Source organism: Micromonospora sp. NPDC049497 (assembly GCF_044465805.1).
Lineage (GTDB): Bacteria > Actinomycetota > Actinomycetes > Mycobacteriales > Micromonosporaceae > Micromonospora.
The window spans coordinates 1-20746 of record NZ_JBITMC010000025.1 but is presented as its reverse complement, the minus strand read 5'-3'; the positions used below and the strand labels follow the sequence as shown (position 1 = coordinate 20746).

At 68.0% G+C, this 20746-nt stretch carries 24 protein-coding genes and 1 pseudogene; 15 read left to right on the top strand and 10 right to left on the bottom strand.

The genetic code is table 11. The annotated features are described in order from the left end of the window. Positions 1-39: 39 nt before the first annotated feature. Positions 40-600, bottom strand: a complete 561-nt coding sequence (locus ACIBR0_RS25850; RefSeq protein WP_396719865.1) for a GNAT family N-acetyltransferase — start codon at positions 598-600, stop codon at positions 40-42. Between the two features lie 231 nt (positions 601-831). Here ACIBR0_RS25850 and ACIBR0_RS25845 point away from each other — a divergent pair, with 231 nt between their 5' ends. From ACIBR0_RS25845 to ACIBR0_RS25835, 3 genes are all read left to right on the top strand, one after another. Further along, positions 832-1506: a hypothetical protein gene (locus ACIBR0_RS25845; protein ID WP_396719863.1), complete on the top strand. Its 675-nt coding sequence runs from the start codon at positions 832-834 to the stop codon at positions 1504-1506. Positions 1507-1569: 63 nt separating this feature from the next. Next, positions 1570-1785, top strand: coding sequence for a hypothetical protein (locus ACIBR0_RS25840; RefSeq protein ID WP_396719861.1), 216 nt, complete (start codon positions 1570-1572; stop codon positions 1783-1785). A 71-nt stretch (positions 1786-1856) separates the two neighbouring features. Further along, a complete protein-coding gene (locus tag ACIBR0_RS25835) occupies positions 1857-2327 on the top strand; it encodes a UPF0158 family protein (protein WP_396719859.1) in 471 nt (156 codons plus the stop codon). Positions 2328-2517: 190 nt separating this feature from the next. Here ACIBR0_RS25835 and ACIBR0_RS25830 read toward each other — a convergent pair whose 3' ends face one another. Further along, entirely contained in the window at positions 2518-3432 is a 915-nt protein-coding gene (locus ACIBR0_RS25830) for an aminoglycoside phosphotransferase family protein (RefSeq protein ID WP_396719858.1), read from the bottom strand. Between the two features lie 670 nt (positions 3433-4102). Here ACIBR0_RS25830 and ACIBR0_RS25825 point away from each other — a divergent pair. The 4 genes from ACIBR0_RS25825 (at position 4103) to ACIBR0_RS25810 (ending at position 7227) form a co-directional block, all read left to right on the top strand. Further along, the gene (locus ACIBR0_RS25825; RefSeq protein WP_396719856.1) at positions 4103-4669 is read left to right on the top strand and encodes a hypothetical protein; all 567 of its coding nucleotides are present in this window, start codon (positions 4103-4105) and stop codon (positions 4667-4669) included. Positions 4670-4941: 272 nt separating this feature from the next. Beyond that, positions 4942-5553, top strand: coding sequence for a hypothetical protein (locus ACIBR0_RS25820; protein WP_396719854.1), 612 nt, complete (start codon positions 4942-4944; stop codon positions 5551-5553). 96 nt (positions 5554-5649) lie between these two features. Next, positions 5650-6624 (top strand): hypothetical protein, encoded by a 975-nt coding sequence (locus ACIBR0_RS25815; protein ID WP_396719852.1) that lies wholly within the window; start codon positions 5650-5652, stop codon positions 6622-6624. Between the two features lie 153 nt (positions 6625-6777). Next, complete coding sequence (locus ACIBR0_RS25810) at positions 6778-7227, top strand: hypothetical protein (protein WP_396719850.1); 450 nt, start codon at positions 6778-6780, stop codon at positions 7225-7227. 167 nt (positions 7228-7394) lie between these two features. Here the strand turns inward: ACIBR0_RS25810 and ACIBR0_RS25805 are convergent, their stop codons facing one another. Beyond that, positions 7395-7901 carry a hypothetical protein gene (locus ACIBR0_RS25805; RefSeq protein WP_396719848.1) on the bottom strand — a complete coding sequence of 169 codons (507 nt, stop codon included), beginning with the start codon at positions 7899-7901 and terminating at the stop codon, positions 7395-7397. Between the two features lie 243 nt (positions 7902-8144). Here ACIBR0_RS25805 and ACIBR0_RS25800 point away from each other — a divergent pair. Then, a pseudogene (locus ACIBR0_RS25800) lies at positions 8145-8641 on the top strand (YcxB family protein). Positions 8642-8823: 182 nt separating this feature from the next. Here the strand turns inward: ACIBR0_RS25800 and ACIBR0_RS25795 are convergent. Beyond that, positions 8824-9429, bottom strand: coding sequence for a TetR/AcrR family transcriptional regulator (locus tag ACIBR0_RS25795; protein WP_396719847.1), 606 nt, complete (start codon positions 9427-9429; stop codon positions 8824-8826). 84 nt (positions 9430-9513) lie between these two features. Between ACIBR0_RS25795 and ACIBR0_RS25790 the strand changes: the two genes are divergently transcribed. After that, positions 9514-10926, top strand: a complete 1413-nt coding sequence (locus ACIBR0_RS25790; RefSeq protein WP_396719845.1) for an MFS transporter — start codon at positions 9514-9516, stop codon at positions 10924-10926. A gap of 176 nt (positions 10927-11102) precedes the next feature. Here the strand turns inward: ACIBR0_RS25790 and ACIBR0_RS25785 are convergent, their stop codons facing one another. After that, positions 11103-11663 (bottom strand): TetR/AcrR family transcriptional regulator, encoded by a 561-nt coding sequence (locus ACIBR0_RS25785; RefSeq protein WP_396719843.1) that lies wholly within the window; start codon positions 11661-11663, stop codon positions 11103-11105. Positions 11664-11752: 89 nt separating this feature from the next. Between ACIBR0_RS25785 and ACIBR0_RS25780 the strand changes: the two genes are divergently transcribed. From ACIBR0_RS25780 to ACIBR0_RS25770, 3 genes are all read left to right on the top strand, one after another. Beyond that, a complete protein-coding gene (locus ACIBR0_RS25780) occupies positions 11753-12622 on the top strand; it encodes an alpha/beta fold hydrolase (protein ID WP_396719841.1) in 870 nt (289 codons plus the stop codon). Positions 12623-12625: 3 nt separating this feature from the next. Further along, entirely contained in the window at positions 12626-13126 is a 501-nt protein-coding gene (locus tag ACIBR0_RS25775; protein WP_396719839.1) for an HPP family protein, read from the top strand. Between the two features lie 428 nt (positions 13127-13554). Continuing rightward, positions 13555-13893 (top strand): hypothetical protein, encoded by a 339-nt coding sequence (locus ACIBR0_RS25770; protein ID WP_396719837.1) that lies wholly within the window; start codon positions 13555-13557, stop codon positions 13891-13893. Positions 13894-14139: 246 nt separating this feature from the next. On the opposite strand, the gene ACIBR0_RS25765 is transcribed toward ACIBR0_RS25770, so the two are convergent. Continuing rightward, on the bottom strand, positions 14140-15108 hold the full coding sequence (locus tag ACIBR0_RS25765) for a hypothetical protein (RefSeq protein WP_396719836.1): 969 nt from the start codon (positions 15106-15108) through the stop codon (positions 14140-14142). Positions 15109-15555: 447 nt separating this feature from the next. Here ACIBR0_RS25765 and ACIBR0_RS25760 point away from each other — a divergent pair, with 447 nt between their 5' ends. Then, positions 15556-15789, top strand: coding sequence for a hypothetical protein (locus ACIBR0_RS25760; RefSeq protein WP_396719834.1), 234 nt, complete (start codon positions 15556-15558; stop codon positions 15787-15789). A 376-nt stretch (positions 15790-16165) separates the two neighbouring features. On the opposite strand, the gene ACIBR0_RS25755 is transcribed toward ACIBR0_RS25760, so the two are convergent. After that, positions 16166-16675: an STM3941 family protein gene (locus ACIBR0_RS25755; RefSeq protein WP_396719833.1), complete on the bottom strand. Its 510-nt coding sequence runs from the start codon at positions 16673-16675 to the stop codon at positions 16166-16168. Positions 16676-16778: 103 nt separating this feature from the next. Between ACIBR0_RS25755 and ACIBR0_RS25750 the strand changes: the two genes are divergently transcribed. Then, a complete protein-coding gene (locus ACIBR0_RS25750) occupies positions 16779-17120 on the top strand; it encodes a hypothetical protein (protein WP_396719831.1) in 342 nt (113 codons plus the stop codon). Between the two features lie 103 nt (positions 17121-17223). On the opposite strand, the gene ACIBR0_RS25745 is transcribed toward ACIBR0_RS25750, so the two are convergent. The 3 genes from ACIBR0_RS25745 to ACIBR0_RS25735 all read right to left on the bottom strand — a co-directional run bounded on the left by ACIBR0_RS25745 (position 17224) and on the right by ACIBR0_RS25735 (position 19795). Then, positions 17224-18213 (bottom strand): DUF1152 domain-containing protein, encoded by a 990-nt coding sequence (locus ACIBR0_RS25745; protein WP_396719829.1) that lies wholly within the window; start codon positions 18211-18213, stop codon positions 17224-17226. Positions 18214-18327: 114 nt separating this feature from the next. Next, positions 18328-18888 (bottom strand): hypothetical protein, encoded by a 561-nt coding sequence (locus ACIBR0_RS25740; RefSeq protein WP_396719827.1) that lies wholly within the window; start codon positions 18886-18888, stop codon positions 18328-18330. A 469-nt stretch (positions 18889-19357) separates the two neighbouring features. Further along, positions 19358-19795 (bottom strand): DUF6228 family protein, encoded by a 438-nt coding sequence (locus tag ACIBR0_RS25735; protein WP_396719825.1) that lies wholly within the window; start codon positions 19793-19795, stop codon positions 19358-19360. A gap of 128 nt (positions 19796-19923) precedes the next feature. Between ACIBR0_RS25735 and ACIBR0_RS25730 the strand changes: the two genes are divergently transcribed. Further along, entirely contained in the window at positions 19924-20655 is a 732-nt protein-coding gene (locus ACIBR0_RS25730; protein ID WP_396719823.1) for a hypothetical protein, read from the top strand. The last annotated feature ends 91 nt before the right edge of the window (positions 20656-20746 follow it).

The following is a 20746-nucleotide window of genomic DNA, read 5'->3' as shown; positions in this document are numbered from 1 at the left end:
GCCAGGGCTTCATGCCAGCCTGAGATTCTTCGGCTGCTCCTACGGTGCTGCCTCTCGATGCCATGTCTCGGCGAGGAGGGCGTAGGTGTAGCCGTCCACCCAGCCCAGTTCGGCGTGCCAGGAATCGCCGACGCCGTGCTGCTCACGACGCATGCCGACCTTTTCGAGGATTCGCACCGAGGCGAGGTTGTCCGCGAAGCAGCCAGCGGTGATTCTCCGAATGCCCAGCCGGTCGAATGCGTGCGCCACCACCGCGGTGACCGCCTCGGTCGCGTAGCCATTTCCGCCGTAGGCTGGATCGAAGATGTAGCCGAGCTGGGCCTCGGTCCGTGGTGGCATGCCGGGTTGACCCATGCCGTCGACGACTTCGAGCGAGACGGTTCCGATCACCGCTCCGTCGAGTGTGGCCGCCACGCTGTGGTCGTCGGGGTCTGCGGCCGCGCGTCGCCATGCCGCGCGGAAGGATGCAGGGTCGACCTGCGTGCGGAGTAGCCAGCGCGTGACCTGCGGCAGATTGCGGTACTCCAGGATCCGGTCGACGTCCTCTTCCCGCACCGGGCGAAGCTCGAGGCGTTCAGTGCGTACGGTGGTGTTCTCCATGAGGCGGGACGCTAGTGGACGCACCCCGGCGAGACGCCCGAATTTCGGTCCGCCCGACCCGACATGGCGCACTGTCTGGTGGCCGCCGCCCCGTGTCCTCGGCAGCACAGGACGCACGCTCACGCTGCGGACCGAGCGTCACGGAGCGTGGCCGGCGGGCACGGGATGGGCATCCGGACGTGCCGATGAGCGGATGTCCCGCAGCTCGTTGGAGTGTCATGATCGGCGGTAATGAGCAGCAGGGATCATTCCGATTTCGTTCTCGGTGAGGCGCGTCGTCACCACCTGACGCAGGTAAACGGTGTGCTTCGTCGCCCTGGGATGTACGGCAGGGACGAGATGGCCGAACGGCTTCTGCTGGAGGCGATGGCCGCCGTGGACGGGAGCCTGACGCGGTGGCGGGCGGAGTGCGACGGACTACGCGACCGCGATGCGTTCGCAGCGACGGGCATCATGGGCGCTTACAGCACGATCCTGCCGGCAGATGCCGTGCGGGATGCCGCGTCCTCTGTCTACGCCGAGATCGCTCATCGCCTCGGCTGGCTCGAGCTGGATCGTGCGCTGTCGGAGGCGGAGTATCAGCAGCTGAGTGCCAACATCGGTGGCTGGGTGTCGCAGGACCGAACGTTACCCGAGGTCATCGAGACGTTCGGGCCACCGTCGCTGTGGATCGGCGGAACGAACCCGTTCTACCCCAAGACGCTTGCCTACACCACTGCCTATCATGACCACGACTTGATCTGCTTCCACCTGTGGAATGCCTTCGCCAACGCTGCAGCCGAGACGGGTCTGCGGGGCGTGCACCCCGATCCGGTGGTTCTCGCCGTACGTCATCGCCCAGGAAAATTTCCCGGCTCGTTCTCGTTCACGCCGGAGGGCCTGAACCGCAGGCCCACCGCTGATTAGGGGAGCCCGTTCAGGTCAACCGTCTGGATCTTCCACGGTGACCGCGCCCGATACGCCTCGGGAGTGTTCGACACCGTGGACGCCGGGCTTGCCTGGGCGGCGGAGCGCCAAGTGACCGGGATCCTGGCCGAGTACGCCGGCGGGGGTGCCTACGACCTCGCAGTCAGTGAAGGCCGCTTCACGCCATCGAAGGCGCACCACGGCACGTCGGACCACGTCGCCGCCTTCAGTCCCGGGTTACGTCACATCCACCTGACCGGCGGCCATCGAGATTCATAGACATTCGCTCATGCCGCTGGTTCCGCAGTCGCTGGTGGAAGCGCGCCTAGCAGCGGGTTTATGGTGGCCGGATGCTTGATCTGAGCAGGCTAGACCTGGAGGAGGTCGCCACCGCGCTCGAGGACCAGACCGACTACGAGCACCGATGGCTGATCAACCCGCAGACCGGCGAGACCGTGTTCTGGACGACGGACGGCGGCATCGACGGACACACGCCCGTCGACCCTGACGACCTCAACCTGGTCGCCATCGACCCGCTGCCGTCCTACGTCTGGTACCAGGACATGGCCGACTTCGCTGAGAGGATCAGTGATGCGGTGGCCGGCCACCGACTCGCGCGAGCTATCCAGGGCAAGGGTGCCTTCCGCCGGTTCAAGAACGAGTTGCACGAGGAGTATCCGCACCTGCTGCAGGCATGGCACGCCTTCCGCGACGTGCGCGCAAAGCGGCGGGCGGTTGAATGGCTGGTCGACAACTCGCTGGTCGACGACGAAACCGGCGAGCGTTTCGTGGCCGAGCACCCCGATCCCGACGTTCCCTGAGCTGGCGCCCGCGCCCCGCGACTTTCTGTACGACGAACGCACGCATCAGGTAGCCGCGAAGCGCTCGTCACCGACAGTGATGGCGGCGCCGGTCGCCGAGGTCCCGACGTGCCGATGAGCGTGTGCGTTCGGTCCGCGGTGTGTGGATGGCTGATCACGCCGCCTGTCAACAAGCAGTGGCGGCGCCAGGTCAGTGACTTGTGGCGATGAGGCGTTGCAGGGCGGCGTGGGCGGGTGGACCCCAGGTGGGCTTGCCGCCGGGGCGGCTGTGGACGCCGGCGTCGCCGATGAGGATGCCGCCGAGGGCGCGTGCCATCGCCCAGCCGCGGGCGCGGCGCATGATGGCGGTGTCCGCGGTCGGCTGATAGGCCGAGTAGAAGTGGTCGATGGTGTCGTCCGGTAGCAGGAGCCACGCGGCAGCGAGGTCGTATGCCGGGTCGCCCGCGCAGAGGTCCCCGAAGTCGATCACGCCGCAGAAGGTGCCGTCGGCGGTGAGGACGTTGGCGGGGTGCAGGTCGGCGTGAAGCCAGAGCGCCGGGCCCGTCCATGGGGGAGCGGCGACCGCGTCGTGCCAGACGGCACCGACGGCGTCCGGGTCGTCGATCAGTCCTCGCTCGGTGGCGGAGGTGAGCCCCTTGGTGAACTGGTCGGCGCGGTCGGCCAGTGGCCCGCCGCGGTCCCGGCCTGCGGGCGCGCCGCTGGGGGCGGGCTGGTGAAGAGCCGTCAGGAAAGTCGCCAAGGATTTGGCCGCGTCGGAGGCTCGCGTAACAGGGGCGCGGTCGGCGGGTGTGCCCGGAACCCAGGTGGTGATGAGCCAGGGCCGAGGAAACCGTTCGGAAGGCTCGCCGAATCGCTGCGGGACGGGGATCGGCAGCGGAAGGCGCGGGGCAAGCGTGGGCAGCCAGGAGTACTCCTTGCGCAGCAGCGCGTCCGCGGACCCAGTCGCCCACGGAAGCCTGACGGCCAGGTCGTCACCGAGCCGCCACAGGTGGTTGTCCCATCCACGCGCGCCTAGCTGAACCGGGCGATCGGCGAGGTCGGGGTGCTGATCGCGTACGAGATCCCGGGCCAGCTCCGCAGTGATTTCGATGTCGACGTGGGTCATGCGGAGCAACGGTAGTCCTGCAGCGTCGCCTGTTCACCGCGCAGCGATCGCGGTCAACTACTGCTCCCACCGGCTCGTACCGCGCTTCGTCTGGTTGACCGCCGCCTCGTGCTCCCGACAGGACGCGCTCCACCCGCGCCTGCCGGACCCGCATCCGCTCACTGCCGCTGAGCACGCGCTACCCCTTCGGACTAGAGGTGGTCGCAGTACGGAGAGCAACGACGGCCAAGGGCGTGGCCCAGGCCCCGCAGAAGAGTGCCCAGCCGTTCGGTCTCCTCCGCGGTGGGCGGAGTGATGGCTGCGCCCGCTGCGATGTGCTCTCCGGCCTCGTACAACGCGACGTAAAGGTCTTCGGCGGTTGCGCGGTCTAGCCGCAGAACGATGTCATCCCCCATTCCGAGATCCTAGTTGGACGCTTCGCGGCATCGGTTGGCCAAGGTCGGGTGCGCGGATCCCCCGCCGGTAGAGCGTTGCGCGGAGTAAGCGGCCAGGGTGCCAATGCCGTCCGGCCTCGGCAAGAGCCGCGCAGAACGAGGAGCAGCAAGGAGAGGAACGCCGACGCGCGAGGTTCAGGGTTGAGGCCGATGCATGGCCGAGGCGGACCAGTAAACTCTGAAAACTGATACCCGTGGCGAAGGCATGTGGCCGACGGGGTCGGAGGAGATCAATGGTGAGTGAGCACAGCGTGATTGTGGTCCGGCTGGACAGCGCCTCGTCGGCGGAGCGCGAGGAGGTCATCGCCGGCGTGCAGGACCTCCTGCTTGCCCGCGGAGTGATTCTCCCCAACGACCGTCGTGATGCCTTGTGGCAGCCGAGCGCGTGGAAGCCCGGTCCCGGCGCCCGTACGGCAGTCGTCGAGCCGGTCGACTGGTTCGACGCCTTCCTCGATACGGCCAATAGCGGCGTCGACATCTACGGCGATCGCGATGTCTACCACCCGGTGGAGAACGATGAGGCACCGCGATGCCCTCATTGCGCGGCCGGCGTACCGGCGGCCTACACCGACTCCTACGGTGATTGGCTGGAGGAGTGGTTGGCCCTCGGCCGGGAGCCGGTGTTCGCCTGCGACCGGTGCGGCTGGAGCGGGTTGGTGGGTGACTGGACCGGGCAGTTCAGCGTGCTCATCGGCGCTCCCGCCGTGACGTTCCACAACTGGCCGCCGCTGTCACCCGCGTTCACCACAGACATCCGCGCCGCTCTCGGCGGTCGTACCGGCATCGTGGCCAGTCATTGGTGAGGCAGCCCCGACGCCCATGCCGGACCCAGGAATTTACGCGCATCTGGCCGCCGACCGAGCGCTTCCGCCTGCAACAAGCTGGTGTGGCTCACGCTCCGTAACGAAGTGCCTGGTAAGTCGCTGATGTGCTTCCGGCATCGCCTTCGCTGAGCAGCGAGTCACCCGCAGACGGGTACGGTACGGCGGTGAGCTTTGCTCGGGAGCTTCGTCGAGTTCGAGACGAGTCACAGCCATTCGCTCGGCGCGCCGCGGCTTTCCACCGATGCGTCGGGATGTATGCACCGTTTGGGTTCACTTCGACCCTGAACCATCTTCAGCACCGGTTCGGCCCGATAGACGACGGTGGAAAGCTCACGTCCGCCGCCGAAGCGTTGGTCACGAGCCGGCAGGCGTGGCTGGCTGACCTGGTCCGATGGGACCAGAGCCGGCGGGACGCCAAGGCGCGCGGCCGACGCCAACCCGCCGACCACGAACGCTACGCCTACCTGTCACGGCAGTGGCCTGGCAGCGGGCACACCACCGGCCCTGCGACGTTGTCAAGGGATGGTGTTGTCAGCGTCGGCTTCCTGGCTACCTACGGCGTGGTGCCTGCTTCCGCTGTCGAGCAATGGCAGGTCCACCAGAAACTGGTGACACTTACCGTGGTGGTAGGCCGGCGACGTCCGAGGGCAGCCATGCTCGTTTGGGCCGCGATCGCCGCCGCGGTGATCGCCGTACTGGTGTTGTCCACCATCCGCGGCTGGCCCGACCCCACAAACCTGCTCGTCGCCTCTGGTTCGGTGGCATTCGCGTTCCTGTTGCACCACATAGTTGGCTGGGCGCTGAACCGACGACGGCGCCGACGCCAACCGGCGGCGCGAAACCTCTGGCCGTACTGCCGGTGACCGGCAATGGGCTGCGTCTGTCTAGCGGCGAGTCGGGCGTCAGGCGAAGGTAGGCACCTACTTCCGGTCGGCTGACGAACTGCGGAGGACGTGGTGATGACGGTTGACTGGAGTCGGCTCGGGCACGCGTACGGCCGCGCGACCGACACCCCGGGACACTTGGCTGCGCTGGAGTTCGGTGACGCCGAGGCCCGGGAGGCCGCGCTGGATCACCTCGACATGGTGGTGCTGCATCAGGGTTTCCCGGAGACGGCGACCGCACCGGCAGTTCGGGCCGTGACCGCGCTGCTCGCCGAGGGACAAGCCCACCCGGACACCGTCGACTCGCTTGTGGAGTTCCTCGGCGACGCGGCCATGAGCGTGACCGACCTCGCTGACGATCGCTACTTCGCCGGGATACTGCCGGACCTCTCCGATGCCGTGGCGCAGGCGTACCCGGTGGTGCTTCCGCTGCTCGCGGCGTCCCCGCCGGACCGGGCGCTGTTCCGCGCGGAGAACCTTGTGGCGATCGCGCGGACGCGGTCCCTAGCGGACCGGCGCCAGGAACTGGCGGTGCTCGTCCTGGATTGGTCGGAACGAGGCGCCGGGCCGCAGGCGGAGTGGATGCGCTGCCTCGGCCAACTCGGCGTTGACCTCCGCGACCGGCTCATCGACCCGGACCCGGCGGTCCGGCTCCGAGCCGCCCTGGCTCACGAGGACGACCCGCGCGGCCGTGAGCTGATCCTGGCCGCGCTGGCTGCGCCACCACCTCCGGGAGTACACCAGTTCGCGCTCGTCGCCGCGGCGATCCGCGTCGCCGCTGACTTCGACGAGATCGCCACGGCTGCTTGCCAGGTGGCCAGTCGGGACAGTTGGGCCGGCTTCGACGACGGCTGGGGCGCGTTGGTGCGGTTCGCGTTCCCCAAGCCGTACGCGACGAGCCGGCCCCTTACTGAACCGCAGCGCGCGCTGGTTCGGGCGCTGGTAACCAACGACGGGCTCTGGGACCCGGCGAACGGCAGTTGCGGCCTCGTCTTCAAGCAGGCCGGATTACCGCACAGCCGGAGTGCGTGCCGCCAGCTCGCTGGGTAAGCACCATTCAAGATCAGACATCCGGATCTGCCGCTGATCGCGCGTCAAGACGTCGTGGTGACGCTCGACGCCAGGGCTTGACGAGTTGGGGATGCCTGAACGACCAGTTGATCACGGTGTTGCGGCACAGCGCCTCCGCTGGAGGATCTTGCGGTGCTGGAGACTGATGAGTCGTACCGTGGCGGCGCGGAGAAGACGTGTGAGTGCTGCGGGCAACCCAGCCGGCGCACCTGGTGCATGGTGACTCGTGACGGCCTCCCGTACGCGGTGTTCTTCGCCGCGTGTTACAACCACGCTGGCGTAGCCGAAAGCTGGATCGACGTGGTATTCGGCACGTGGGGTCAGGGCACCGACTACGACGACCACCTCACCTTCGGCTGTCGCTTCGGTCCGACCGCCGGCAGCGATCTGCCTGGGGCTACCGCGGTGGATGCTGCATCGGTGGCACCCGATGGCCCGCTCTACGGTCGTAAGCTCACTCGAGCCGAGGCTTTGGCTCACCCGACACTCAACGAGTTCTGGGAAGTGATCGACTTCGTCGTGGCGACCGACCCGCTGCTACACCAGCACCACTACGGGCATCAGGAGCCGGCGAGCCAGTAACGCCGCCAACAGCAGATCACCTACCGCCGGGATGGACAGCGCGCTGCTGATCGAACGCCCAGTCATGCATCTGCATTACGTCTTCCACAACCCGCCGCCGTCAACACCGGCGCGGGCGGTGGGCGGCGCGTGGCACGACACAGCGTGGACGCTGAGCTCCGCTTCCGTCAGGCATGACGGCTCGGATCTTCGTCCGGCGATGCCGCCTGGCTGGGTGGTACAGGAGACAGATCCCGGGGGATGCCGGCCGCCTGTTCGTGCGCCTGGTTCAGAACCGCCTCCGCCACCCGTCGGGCGGCGGTCAAGATCTCCTCGGCTTTGAGCCGCGCCTCGGCGCGGTAGTCGTCTGCCTGCTCCTCGGCGAGTTTGAGTATCTGTTCCACCCGGGTGCCGAGGCCGCTGAGGGTTGGCCGCTGCCGGTTCCGTCGTCGTCGTTCCGCGACGACCGCGGTTCCTGTGGTCGTCCCGTCGGCTGCCGTGCCAGCGTCCTCGTCGCGGTCGACCAGGCCGTCCGCGACGAGATCGGATTCCGTCGTACCGACCAGGGAGAGCGCGACGCCGAGCGTGGCGATCGCGACGCCGGACAGGAAGGCGGCCGACCCGAGGGATGGACCGACCATGGCGCCAACGCCGAGCCCGAGAAGGACGGCGGCAGTCTTGGCCGGCTTACGCACAGGTCCTCCTTGGGTGCGGGCGTGGGGCTTACCGCTTCAGCATGACGATCGAGTCAACCCGGGTCGGTCCCGGACGGAAGGTCCCGGTGTACGAGGGGCGCTGGATTGGGCGAGCTCGTAGTCCCCGGTGGCGGATATCAGACGTGCGGATCTGCCGCTGGCCACGGGCGGATGTCGACGATCCCGCCAGCCGGTGCGAGTCAGGCGCTGCCGACAAACGGGCGAGGGCACTATCGTTCTGACGTGCACATCCGTTTCGACGTCCCCGCCGATCCCGCCTACCCAGGCCGCGTGGCCGCTGCGCTCAGCAGTGTGCGGCTGCGAAGGTTCGGCTATATCGGCGCGGTACTGGCGGCGGTCGGGGTGATCGGGTTTGCCGTCTCGCGGGGGTTCGCATGGGGCGACCGGATCGCGCCGGTGAGTATGGCGATGGTCGTGGGTGGCCTGCTGTCGATGGTGTACTCGCCGTGGGTGCAGTGGCGCGCCCGGCGTCGCTCCAGTGCCTACGCTGTCGAGGGCGCCTACGACATCACCGACGACAACATCATGATGCGCAGCGGCTCCGAGTCTGGCGGCATCGCCTGGGACGGGGTGGCCCGGGTGAAGACACCCCTGAGTTCTGGATCGTGTACGTCGGCCGGATGCCGGCGACGGTGATCCCACGCCGCCTGATGTCCACCGAGGACGCCGAGACATTGCGGTCCTTCATGGCCGAACGCGGGCTGCTCCAGCTGCGATGAATTGGCTGAGCCGTTCATTGTGGCCATTGGTGCGTATACCGGCGCCAGGTAACCAACCCTCCGGCAAACCGGGAACCTCACTACTGCGCGGACCCTGCAGATGCTCCGCGCCTCGGGCTGTCCGGCGGGGCGCGCGAGAGGCGGCCGAGCTGTAGAGCAGGGGCCGGTTGGGCTGGCGGTTCTCAGGTGGGGACGCGACGTCCGGGCGGCGTGAAGGCGGCCAGGATGGTCGCTGTGATGAACGCCGCAGCCTGGTCCGGATCGAGGCGGCCGGCGTTGATCTCGTCGGCGGCGGTGTGCATCACATTGTGCATGACGCCGACCAGCCATGAGGTGGACAGATCGTTCCGGAACACGCCGTCGTCCTGACCGCGCTTCACGAGGCCTTCGACGCGCTCGGCCGGGCCGGCGTGCAGGTCGCGGATCCGGCCTGGCGGGAGAACTGTCTGGGCCGCGAGCAAGAGAGAGCGGGACTGGTTGACCAGCAACCAGCTGGAGTCGATCAGCCGCGCGAGTGCCTGCCGGGTGTCGCCGGTCAGGTCGACCGCGTCGAGTGCGGCGTGGCCCTGTTCGATGGCGTGGGCGAGCGCCGCCTCGACCAGGTCTGCGCGGTTCGGGAAGTGGCCGTAAAGCGTGACCCTCCCGACGCCGGCCGCCTTCGCGATCTCGCTGACGCTGGCATCCGGGTTACGACTCAAGGCGTTCACGGCGGCCCCGAGTATCGCCGCGATGCTGCGCTGCGCATCCGCTCGCCTGGCCGACGACCTTCCCGACGTCGGTGCCGTCACCCGATCCCCCTTGTTGAACAGTGGTGTACGAGTTACTGTACCCGACACAAGTCAAACACTGCTGTTCGAATTGGAGGCGACGCCGTGTCCGCTCAGGCCGTCGACCAACCGGAAACCACTGCCACCGACCCACGCCGCTGGCGCATGCTGGCGCTGCTCGGCGTCGCCCAGTTCATGCTCATCCTCGACGTCACCGTGGTGGCGATCGCGCTGCCGCACATCGGCGCGGACCTCGGCCTGCAACGCGACACGCTGACCTGGGTGGTCAGCGCATACACATTGATGTTCGGCGGCCTGATGCTGCTCGGAGGGCGAGCCGCGGATCTACTCGGTTCCCGCCGCGTGGTGCTGCTCGGCCTGCTCCTGTTCACCGTCGCGTCGCTGCTCACGGGCCTGGCCGCGGGTGCCGCGATGCTGATCGGAGGCCGCGTCGCGCAAGGCGTCGGTGCGGCGATGCTGTCACCCGCCGCGCTGTCGGTGGTGACGAGAGTCTTCGACGGAGAGGAGCGCAACAAGGCGCTCGGCATCTGGTCGGCGCTGGGCGGCGGCGGCGCGGCGATCGGTGTCCTGCTCGGTGGTGTACTTACCGCCGGTCCTGGCTGGCAGTGGGTGTTCTACATCAACGTGCCCATCGGTTTGATCGTGCTGGGGGCACTGGCCCGGATGCTGCCGGCGGAGCTGCCGCACGGGACCCGGGCGCGCCTGGATGTGCCGGGGGCCGTTCTCGTCACGGCCGCAACCGGCACGGCGATCTACGCGCTGATCAACGCCGGCGACCGGGGCTGGCTGACCGCCGCGACCCTCGGGACTCTGGCCGGTGCCGTTGTTCTGTACGTCCTGTTCGCCGTCGTGCAACGCATCGTGCGGTCGCCGCTGATGGACCTGCGGATCCTGACCCGTCGGTCGGTGGCCGGCGGCACGTTCCTGATCCTGGTGGCGACCGCGCTGATGATCGCGGTGTTCTTCCTCGGCTCGTTCTACCTGCAGCATCACAAGGGCTACGGCGCGCTGCGGACCGGGCTGCTGTTCCTGCCGGTCGCCGTAGCGACGATCATCGGTGCGCAGGTCGCCGGTCATGTCGTTGGCCGCCTCGGCGCCCGGCCCGTCGCGATGACGGGCCTTGCGATCGCTGCCCTCGGCACCGCGGTACCCGCGTTCTGGGACGGTTCGGTTTTGGTGGTGACGGGGATCAGCGTCGGCGCGGCGGGAATCGGCGCCGCCTTCGTCGCCGCCTCCACGACCGCGCTGGGACAGGTCGCCCATCACGAGGCGGGAATCGCGTCGGGCCTCCTCAGCACCTTTCACGAGTTCGGCGCAGCCCTCGGAGTCGCCGTGGTCTCCAGTATCGCGGCGGCGAGTATCGCCGGCAGCGGCAGCACCGGCTTCACCCGCGGCTTCACCTTTGCCGCCATCGTGGCCGCGGCTTCCAGTGTCCTGGCAGTGCTCATCGTCCCGGCTGTGAAACCACCCGCAGACGTTCACGCCCACGCACACTGAAAAGCGCAACGCTCACGCAGTGCCTGCAGGTCTGCCGTAGTTACCTTCCGAACACCCATGCCCTGGCGTGGACGTCGGGTACCGACGTCCACGTCGGAGCCTGAGGTGGAAGGCTGTCATGGGCCGATTCGGCCGAGCGGCTCTGTTCGTCATGCCGTACTTCCGGCAGTGGTCGATCAGGCTGGAGTGTCGACGTCGAGCAGACGCCGCGCCGCCTCGCGGGCCTCGCGGGCCGGCTCGGGGCTGCCGACGATCGCGGCGGTGACCATCGCGCCGTTGGCCAGGATGAGCAGCTGCCCGGCCAGCGCCGGCGGTCGGTCGGCCGACGCGACGAGGGCGGCGATGTGGTCGGCGACGGCCTGCTTGTGGGTGCGGACGATGTCGACCACGTTCGCCGACGCCCCACCGAGTTCGGCGAACGTGTTGATGAACGCGCACCCCCGGAAGTCGGGCTGGCTGAACCAGTCGTAGAGGTAGTCGAAGACCGCCAGCAGGCGCTCCGCTGGGGTCGGCCGCGCCGAGGTGTACGCGTCGAGTTCCGCGCGGATAGCCCGGTCGCGCCGGCGCAGCACCGCCTCGACCAGGTGCCCCTTGGAGGGGAAAAGCTGGTAGGTGCGCTTGAGGGAGACGCCGGACGCCTGCCGGATGTCATCCATGCCGACCGCTTGGACGCCCCGATCGTAGAAGAGCGCGTCGGCGGCGGCGAGCAGCCGATCCTCGGCCGTTGTGTGGTCCATGTCAAAGCCCCTTGCGCGGAGAACCGTTGTTCTCCTAGATTAGCAGCCGACCGGAGAACGACGGTTCTCCCACCTGTCGAGGAGTCATCATGTCCGCGTTCGCCACCCGTCACCACACCGTCGCGGTTGCCGGCCAGCAGGTGTTCTACCGAGAGGCCGGCGATCCGTCCCGGCCGACGCTGGTCCTGCTGCACGGCTTTCCCACCAGCTCGCACATGTTCCGCAACCTGATGCCCGCGCTCGCCCACGAGTACCACCTCATCGCCCCCGACCACATCGGCTTCGGACAGTCGTCCGCACCGCCGGTGACGGAGTTCGACTACAGCTTCGAACGGCTCACCGAGGTCACCATGTCCCTGCTCGACACGCTCGGCATCGACCGGTTCGCCCTCTACCTGCATGACTACGGCGCTCCAATTGGGCTGCGCATCGCCAGCCGGAACCCGGACCGCATCACCGCCCTGATCACGCAGAGCGGAAACGCCTACACCGAGGGCTTCACGCCGTTCTGGGACGTCCTGTTCGATCACGCCAAAGACCGGCAGACCCACGAGCCGGCGGTCCGGCGACTGCTGGAGGCGGAGGCGACCCGCTGGCAATACACCCACGGCGTGCCGGCGGACCGCCTCGACCGGATCGCCCCGGAGACGTGGCTGCTCGACCAGGCCGGCCTGGAGCGGCCCGGCAACCGGGAGATCCAGCTCCAGCTCTTCTGGGACTACCAGTTCAACCTGGACGTCTATCCGGACTTCCAGGGTTACTTCCGTCAGCATCAGCCGCCCGCGCTGGTCACCTGGGGCCGCCACGACGAGATCTTCGGCCCCGCAGGTGCCGAGGCGTACGCCCGGGACCTGCCGAACGCCGAGATCCACCTGCTGGACACCGGTCACTTCGCACTGGAGACGCACGGCGGCGAGATCGCCGAGCTGATCCGCGCCTTCCTGCGCCGTACCCGGTAGCGGATGTCCTCCGCCACCCTTCGCCGCCCGACGACCAACTGGCGGATCGCCTGGTCCGTCGCGCTCAGCGCGGGCGCGATGCTGCTCGGCGCGACGGCCGTGCTGGCCACGATGGAAAAGCTCACCGGCCTGGACGTCTTCGCCCTTCCGTTCGTCGCCTCGGCCGCGGTGCTCGCCATGGCGCCCCGCGCGCCGCTGGCCCGGCCGGCCGCGATGCTGGTGAGCTATCCGGCGTGCGCCATCATCGCGGCCGGGGTCACCGCTGCGATGGGCCCGTCGGTGGCAACGGCGTCGGTGTCCGCGACGGCGTCGGTGGTGGCGATGCTGCTACTGGCGGCGCCGCACGCGCCGGCCGCCGTCTGCGCCGCGTTCATCGGACTGACCGGCCCCGGTCTCGGCTATCCAGTGCACACGGTGCTGCCCGCCGTGCTGATCGTGCTCGGCACGGCACTGTTCGCCGGGCGGCTGCTCACCCGCTACGACTACCCGTCGGCCTGGCGCTGAACCAACCGGCTGCCGCGGCCCGGGGGCCCCCCCCCCCCCGGGGGGGGGGGGGGGGGGGCCGGCCCCGGCGCCCCCCGCCCCCCCCCCCCCCCCCCACCCCCCCCCCCCCCCCCCCGCCCCCCCCCCCCCCCCCCCCCCGGCCTCCTGGAGATGCCCGAGCGAGTGCCAGCACGACGAACAGGCCGTGTGCAGGCCGGCCGAAGACGGCCGGGACTGCTGAAGATGCGGAGACTCCACATCGCGGCCGGGCGCCACCAGAGGGCCGGGTATCGGGCAGTCTGATGCCACCCGTGACAGCATCTGAATCGTGACACGCCCCTCCGACGAAGTTGACGGTGTTAGGTGAGCTCGGTGCCCACGTGTCGGGGTGCTGGGGGCCAGATCGGTTTGTAGGAGGTAGCAGGATGCATGGCACTGGGCGAGTGCTGGTGATCGGTCTCGACCCCGTCAGGATCCCGGGCTGGGACCCTGAGCCGGTTGTGGCGGCGATAGCACGCGGTCAGGCCCGTTTCAGCGATCTCGGCATCGATGCCGACCTGTGCTTGGTTGCGCCCGACGAGAACCCGGAGGAAGCGATCGTCGAGGCGCTGACCCGGAAGGACTACGCCTGCGTGGTGGTCGGGGGCGGCATTCGCAAGCACGAGCCGTTGCTCGAGCTCTTCGAGAAGCTGGTCAACCTTGTCCGACAGCATGCTCCCGGCGCGGCCATCGCCTTCAACAGCAGCCCCGAGGACACCGCGGACGCCGCACTGCGGTGGCTGCGGTAGGCCGTCGGGGCAGCGTCCGGCCCGCGCCATCGAGGCCGGTCGGCACCGCGCAAGGCGGGGATGCAACGCGCTCTCATGCCGCCGAGCGCGCGGCAGCCAGCAGACGTGGTCACGAGGCGCGATGCGCGATGCCCACTGCGCGCGCTCGTGCCGAAGAGCGGATAGGGCAAGTTCAGTCCCCGCCTCCGGGGTGAACCTACTCGGGTGGCCAGGAGCCCGTGACGTAACTCAGTGTTCGGGAACCCGTCACGGCGCAAACGGGTCCCAGTGGGTGGCATAGCGGAGGAGGGACAGCGCCAGGTCGGGGTGGGCGGCGGCCCATTGCGTGTCGAAGAGGAACAGTTGCTCGTGGCCGAAGAAGTCGTCGATGTAGCGGGCGGCCTGGGCGAGGTGCTCATCCACCGCGACGCGGGCCTCCGGTGGTGGCTCCGGCAGCTTCCATTGCAGGATCTGCTCGTGGCTGGGTGCGGTCCACTTTCCGGAAATCGACAAGTCGTATGGTTCGAGGCAGACGTAACGGTCCAAGGCGGGGCCGATGCCATCGTCGCCGGGTCCGACGAGGGAGCGCAGCAGGTCGGCGTCGAAGCGTTCCCGGGACACGGGATCGGCGATACCGCGTAGGTGGTCGGCAAGTCCGGGCAGGCGGACGCCGGGGAAGACGGTCGCTTCCCGCTGGTCCAGGTTCGTGCCGTTGTGGTCGGGGTGCTGCCAGGTGATGCGGACCGCGTAGACGGAATCCGGACCAGGCCCGGGTGGGCCGACGATGCGGAGCGCCACGTCAGGGGTGAAGGTCGCGCCGGGCGCGGCGGCGCCGGACGGCAGCGGCCAAGTGTCGTTTACGAGGTACGCGAGCCGGTCGGCGTGGGCGACGATCGCCTCGTCCTCGAAAAAGAAGTAGGCCAGGTCCACCTCGTCGTCGTTGGTACGCACCCGCAGCCCCCGCTCGTCGAGGCGTATCGGGTCGTCAGACTCGACCCAGAGGTGCTCGTCCAGGAGTTCGCGCAGCTCGACGAGGGTCTGTGGGCAGGGGAGGCGGTGCTCCTCGATCGCCTCGAAGATCGAGTCGAAACCGTAGGCGCCGCCGCCGATCTCGGCGTCGAGAAGCGCTTCCGGGTCCTCGTGGCGCCAGGCGCGCTGGAACCAGCCGAGCACCGTCGTTTCCGGCACGTAGAAGACCAACTTGCTGAACGGAGAATCCACACGCGACCGCTCCACGAAATACACGAGAGGAGCTTAGGTGCGCGAGTGGAGATCGCATACGCCACCCTGTCGTGCCGGCGCGCTCCGCGCGGTTGCAGATGCACGGTTGGGCCCGACTGGGTTGTTTTCGGGAGCCCGCTCATTATGAGCGGGCTCCCCGGAGCCTGGCCCGACTCGAACGGTGCTGCCACCCCTGGGCTCAGTGACGCGCGGTACCGGCGCCGCGCGTTGGGCAGGCCGGCCTCAAAGCGTAGTTCACCCGGCCCAGCCAGGGGTGTCCGCACATGCCGCTGACCGCGCGCCAGGTCAGCGTCCGATCATGCCGAGAAGAGTGTGTCTACATTCGGTACCTGGTCGATGATGGGAGTGCTGGGTCGCATGACAGACCGACTGGCGGCAGTCGCCGAACTCTGGGAGGCGCACACGCGGGCCCCGTTTCCTGGCCGGCCGAGAAGTGTTGACGTGGCCGGCGTCAGCATGATGTTGCTCGATTCCAACGTGGCTGGCTGTGTAAGTACCTGGCTGCATCGAGGCGGAAGCAACGATGACGGGCGGTGGGACATCCTTGCGGCATGCGAGCAGGAACTCCTCCGTGTCATCCCGGAGTTGGACGACGATGAGGCCGCGTACTACCAGCGACTGTTGGACATGACGGTATTGGTCCTCAATGCGCCGGACGACTCATCGCCCAGCTGAGCGGTGTTCACTCATTTGCCGCGACGCGCGCGTTCGGCCAGGCTCCCAGACGTCCGACTCTGCCGATGTCGGTGCCTCCGATCATGCCGGCGGGACCCTGAGCAATCCTGTTAGAACTACCGCCTGTTCAGCTTGAAGAACTGCCGGTGTTGACCGCTGCGGAGTTGCTCGCGACTCCATTGCTGACATCGTCAGTGCTGCGATTCGGAACGGGCAGCGCGACCCGAAGGTGCTCGCCGAGATGGCCCAACGGATCGATGCGCCGAAAGACCCACAGTTGCGGGAGGCCTTGGACCGGTCCCTTCGACGAAGCTCGCCGATTGCCATCTGCCTGTGATGAGGCATCGACCCGCTACCCGGTGTCACCGTGGCGTGTTTAATCAGTGGACACCTGAACGTCGGGGTTGTGTCGGCGCATCTCGTCGACGAGCGCCTCCAGCGAGTACGGCAGAGCGGACTCTGGGACATTGACCGGCGGAAAGCCGGTTGCAAGATTCATCCGCAGGAAGGCGCGGCGCACGAGCCCGGCTCGGGTAATCACCGCATTCGGGTCGTGCACCATAATCGCCAACATTCGTTGCCCCGCGACGGAGTGGATCTTCACGGTGCCGATCTCAGGCCAATCGAGCCGGCCAGCCGAGGCCAGTGACGCCCGATCGGTGATGCCCTCCGCGTCGATCTGCAGGGTCGGTCGCCGATAGACCAGCTCGAGGAAAAAGTAGACGCCGCCCAGGCCAAAGAACGCAATGCCAACTACTCCGGTGAGGATGCCGAGAAACCCACGCGAGGCATCAATAATCCACAGACTTGCCAACACGAAGGCGGCGGACGCGAGCAACAGAAGCAGCAGCTTCGATCGGGGGGCGTAAACGCGGACCGTTTTCACGATGAGAGCGTACTGTCACGTGCCCTCGAACCACGACACCGTTGGGTGATCGGCAAACAGCGAACCATCCTCACTTGACGCCGGGCGGGCGCGCTGGTTAGGCATGCTGCTCGTCAAACGGCTCGCCACTCCACCGCCACCACGCCTCGTTACCATCGATGTGGAGAAGGAACTCAGGAACCTCCTGGCCATCCGGGTACCGAAGCGTCACGGCGTTCCGGACGGCCTCGTACGCATGCTCCCAGGAGTCGACATCCTCATCGACACCATCGAGCAGCCGCAGTTCCTCGGCGAAGAGCGACCGGACCTCCGCGAGCCCTTCCCTCGGCTCGACACGAGCGTTCAGCCAAGAGAAGTCGCCACCGGTCACCACGAGGTCAGCAAGTACCCGCCGTCGTTGCGCCGGTGCAGCGTCAAGCGCCGCCGTGATGATCGCTCAGGATGATGACATTAGCTACCGCAGAAAACTATCCGGCTGAACCGGACCCGGCTTCGCCGCGGATCGCACCTCGGCCAGCAGATGTACGCTTCCGCCGCGGTCCAGGCGTTCAGTGGGGAAACGCGCGGGGGATGCGTGCGCTGAGGAGTTCGTCGCGGAACGCTTGGATGCGGGTGATGACCTGTCGCCTGCCGATGGTGTTCTGGATGCGGTCGAGGTAGAGGCATCGGGCGGCGAGTTTGTCGAGGTCGACGGTGAAGTAGATCGCCATCAGCGGGTTGACGAACAGGTCGCCGCCGCTGGTGCGCGGGGTGAACCGGACGTCTCCGAACACGCCGCTGGTGGCGGCGATCTGTCCTTGGACGATGCTCGGCCGGTCCGGGGTGGCAGCCTGGGCGTCGGCGACAGCATCGCGGTACAGTGCCGCCTCCCGGCTCGATCCGGGGATGGACAGGGCACCGAGGTAGCCGCCGTCGCGGTCGAGTGCGGCGAGGTTCTCCAGCACTTGGACGTGGTTGACGCCGTCGTAGGCGTCGATGCCGAAGCCGAGACTGGTCACTAGCTTGACCGGTACGTCCAGCGCGGCCACGGCGGCCAGGCTGGTGATGTCCTCCACCGGGGTGCCGAGATCGCTTTCGTCGCCGCGCAGCAGGACATCGGTGCCGCCATCGACCAGCACCACCGCATCGATGTTGAGTTGTTCGACCAGGTGCCGGTACGCCGCCCGTAACGGCTGGACACCGAGCGGCGGAAAGGCGTACACGGTCGACGGCAGCTCCTGAGCCGCCAGCCACCGGGCGAGCGTCCGTTCAGGGAAGTACCAGTCCGGGCTGGTGGTGTCCGGCTGCACCGCCGCGACGTGCTCCGCTACCCACGCGTCCCGGCCGATCAATTCGAGCTGGGAGAAGGACAGGCTGGCCAGGTGCACCTGTGCGCCGCCGCGCCACAGGGCGAACGCCAAGGGCAGGCCGGCATACACGTCGAACCCCCCGCCCGCTCCGGCGATGAGGATGCTCCGCGCCGGAGCCAGCGCGGCAAACAGCGGCGGAACGGCCAACGAGAACGCACCGGGGTCGGCCGGAAGCGCGGCAGGGTTCATCACCGCTCAATGATCAGCCACGCCCCTCCCTTCCAAGCCCTCGTGGCCCACCGCGACCGGAACAGCGATCGGGTGTACGCACATGCCGCGAAGTGTTCGTGCCATGGACCTACGTCAGAGGCGAGTGGCCGGCGCCCGATTGTCCGCTGGCCGTCGCACCTGGTCGACGATGCCGCCGCGGACACCGAGGCTGCCTCGCGCGGCACGGTAGAAGCCGTCACGAGTCTCATCGGCCCGCCGAACCAGACCCGCAAGATCGTCGGGCGGGTCCGGCAAGGAACGTGCCGCCTGCTCCAGAGCTCGTACGGCGTGACGCCATGCGGACGCCGCCCCTACGGTGACCTCATCACCGAGCAGCAGAACCGCCTCCCATGTCAGCGTGTGCCGCACATCCGCCTCAGCCAACCGGGCCAACCCCTCCTCGCGGCCAAGTGGCGGGGTACGGGCGCCGGGCCGGTGGGCGCTGAGCATTCCCAGCGCCAGCAGATGGATCTCCTTCACGGCACGCGTGAAATCGGCGTAGGCGTCCAGCCGCCGCTCGTCCCACCGCACCGTTTGACTGCGCCGCCACCGCGCCCGTTCGGCCACTGTCGTGGCAATGATCGTGCCGGCAGTGCCGACCGCCACGCCGATCAGCGTCGGCACCTGCGTAATCATCGTCTCCAGCAGACTCATCGACGTCCCCCTGATTGTTGTCACGATTGTCTCTATCGGAGGGGCCATCGTGATGGACTGGCTCCAGCGGCGCGCCGCTTTCGTTCAGGAGTGGCCGGGCCGATGACGAGTACCGCATGAAGGTCAAAGGCCGCCACTGCGACGAGGGCTTACTGGCCGGTGCGGCCATCTGTTTCGAAGAGAGACCATCGCACTTCATCTCGAAGGTCATCCGGTAGTGGTCGAGGTACTTTCGCAGAGTCGTCACCTCGCCCACTGGTGGTTCGCCGGTATTGCGCGGGTCCTTCTCCGAGTCGACCCAGAATGCGCGGCGGGTATGTGCAGAGTACGCGGGCATCCAGGCAGCCAAACAGATGCCTTACAAGCCTGGCAAGCACCACGGACCCGCACGGTAGAGCACCGGATCTGCCGCTGGTCGCCCGGCCGTGCCGGGACACACCGTTCGTTTAGCGCTCCCGACTTGGAGCCGCTACGAGACCAAGTCACCGAGTTCGGCGACGGGACGTCGCATGTCTTCGCCGGCGTCAAGGGTCACCACGACGGAGGCCTCCCACGCACTCGGGTCGTGGCCCCGAGGGCCCCGGATGACGAGACGGAGATTGACGTGGCCTCGTCGGTCATGCGTCGCGTTGATGCGGAGGTCGTGTTCTCGCGACTCCCAGGCCCGCACGCCGACCCATCCCTCGTACGACTCGGCGAGGTCGGCTGCCCACGACATGGTCCCGTCGCCGTTGACAGTCCGGACCCAGGTCACCGCACTGACGCCGTCATCGGCCAGCTCGCATCGCAAGTCAAGTACCTCGTCGTGCCACGGCCGCTCGGCGCTACGAAGACGGGCAGAACCACGCCCCGCCTCGGCGGTGATTTCGACCCCGTCGTCCAACTGCCTCAACACCGGGAAGAGCATGCCACTGGTGCCTGCCGGTGTCGCGACGTTTTGACGCCCACTCCCGCGTCGCGGCGGCTCACTCTGCCGTCGTCCGGGCGTCTGGCCCAAGCGCGACAGCCGCCAGGGAACCGCACGGCGTTGGGCCGGTGATCGTCGCCGGGGTGGCGCGCTGGGTAGCGGTGGTGTGCGCCTGCGCGACGATGCTTTCGATCAGCTATGTTCCCGGCGTGGAGATCCAGGTGCTGGAGGGGGCGCTCGTTGAGGTGCCGACGGCCGGTGTCACAGGCATGGACCGGCGCGTGTTCGGCGAGTTCGTGGGGCCGCGTGGTGAACTGGCCTCGTACGCGTTCGGCTGGACCACCGACTCGGACCCACACGTCGCCCGCCTATCCATCGGGATCGGTGCCGGCAATCCCGGCGGGGGCACTTTCCACGCTGTCATCTTCGCGAACGAGGACGGCCACGCGTTCTCGCTCACTGACGAGCCGTTCGAGCGGGTCCCGCAGGGCGGCCCGGACCTGACTGCGGACCAGTCGCGCGCCCACGAGGACCTGCCGTTCGTGTGGTGGGTCACCGACCACGTCCTGCAGCACGATCGGCGAGCATGGTGGATGCGGCACTGGCTGCTGGGCACCACCTGTATCCAGACTCCTGAGGTTTTCGAACGCCACGAGCCTGTTCTGATGATCAGTCACGGCCCGGACGACGGAGTCTGGCAGCTGGTCGGAGCTTCCGACGCGGCCGGCAGCATCGGCAAGCTCGGGCACCTGCACCATGCCGTAGACGAGGACCCCAGCTTGATCGACGTGCTTGACCTGCCGCCCGGGCGTAGCGCGGTACGCGCCGGCATCGGAAGACCCTGGACCGGCCGCGTCTAGGGCGCGTTTCGTAAGTGGGTGTTGGCCGGGTGGGGTCACGGCGTGGCGGTGATCGATAACTGAAGAGGTCTCCGGTAAGTGGGTTAGCGAC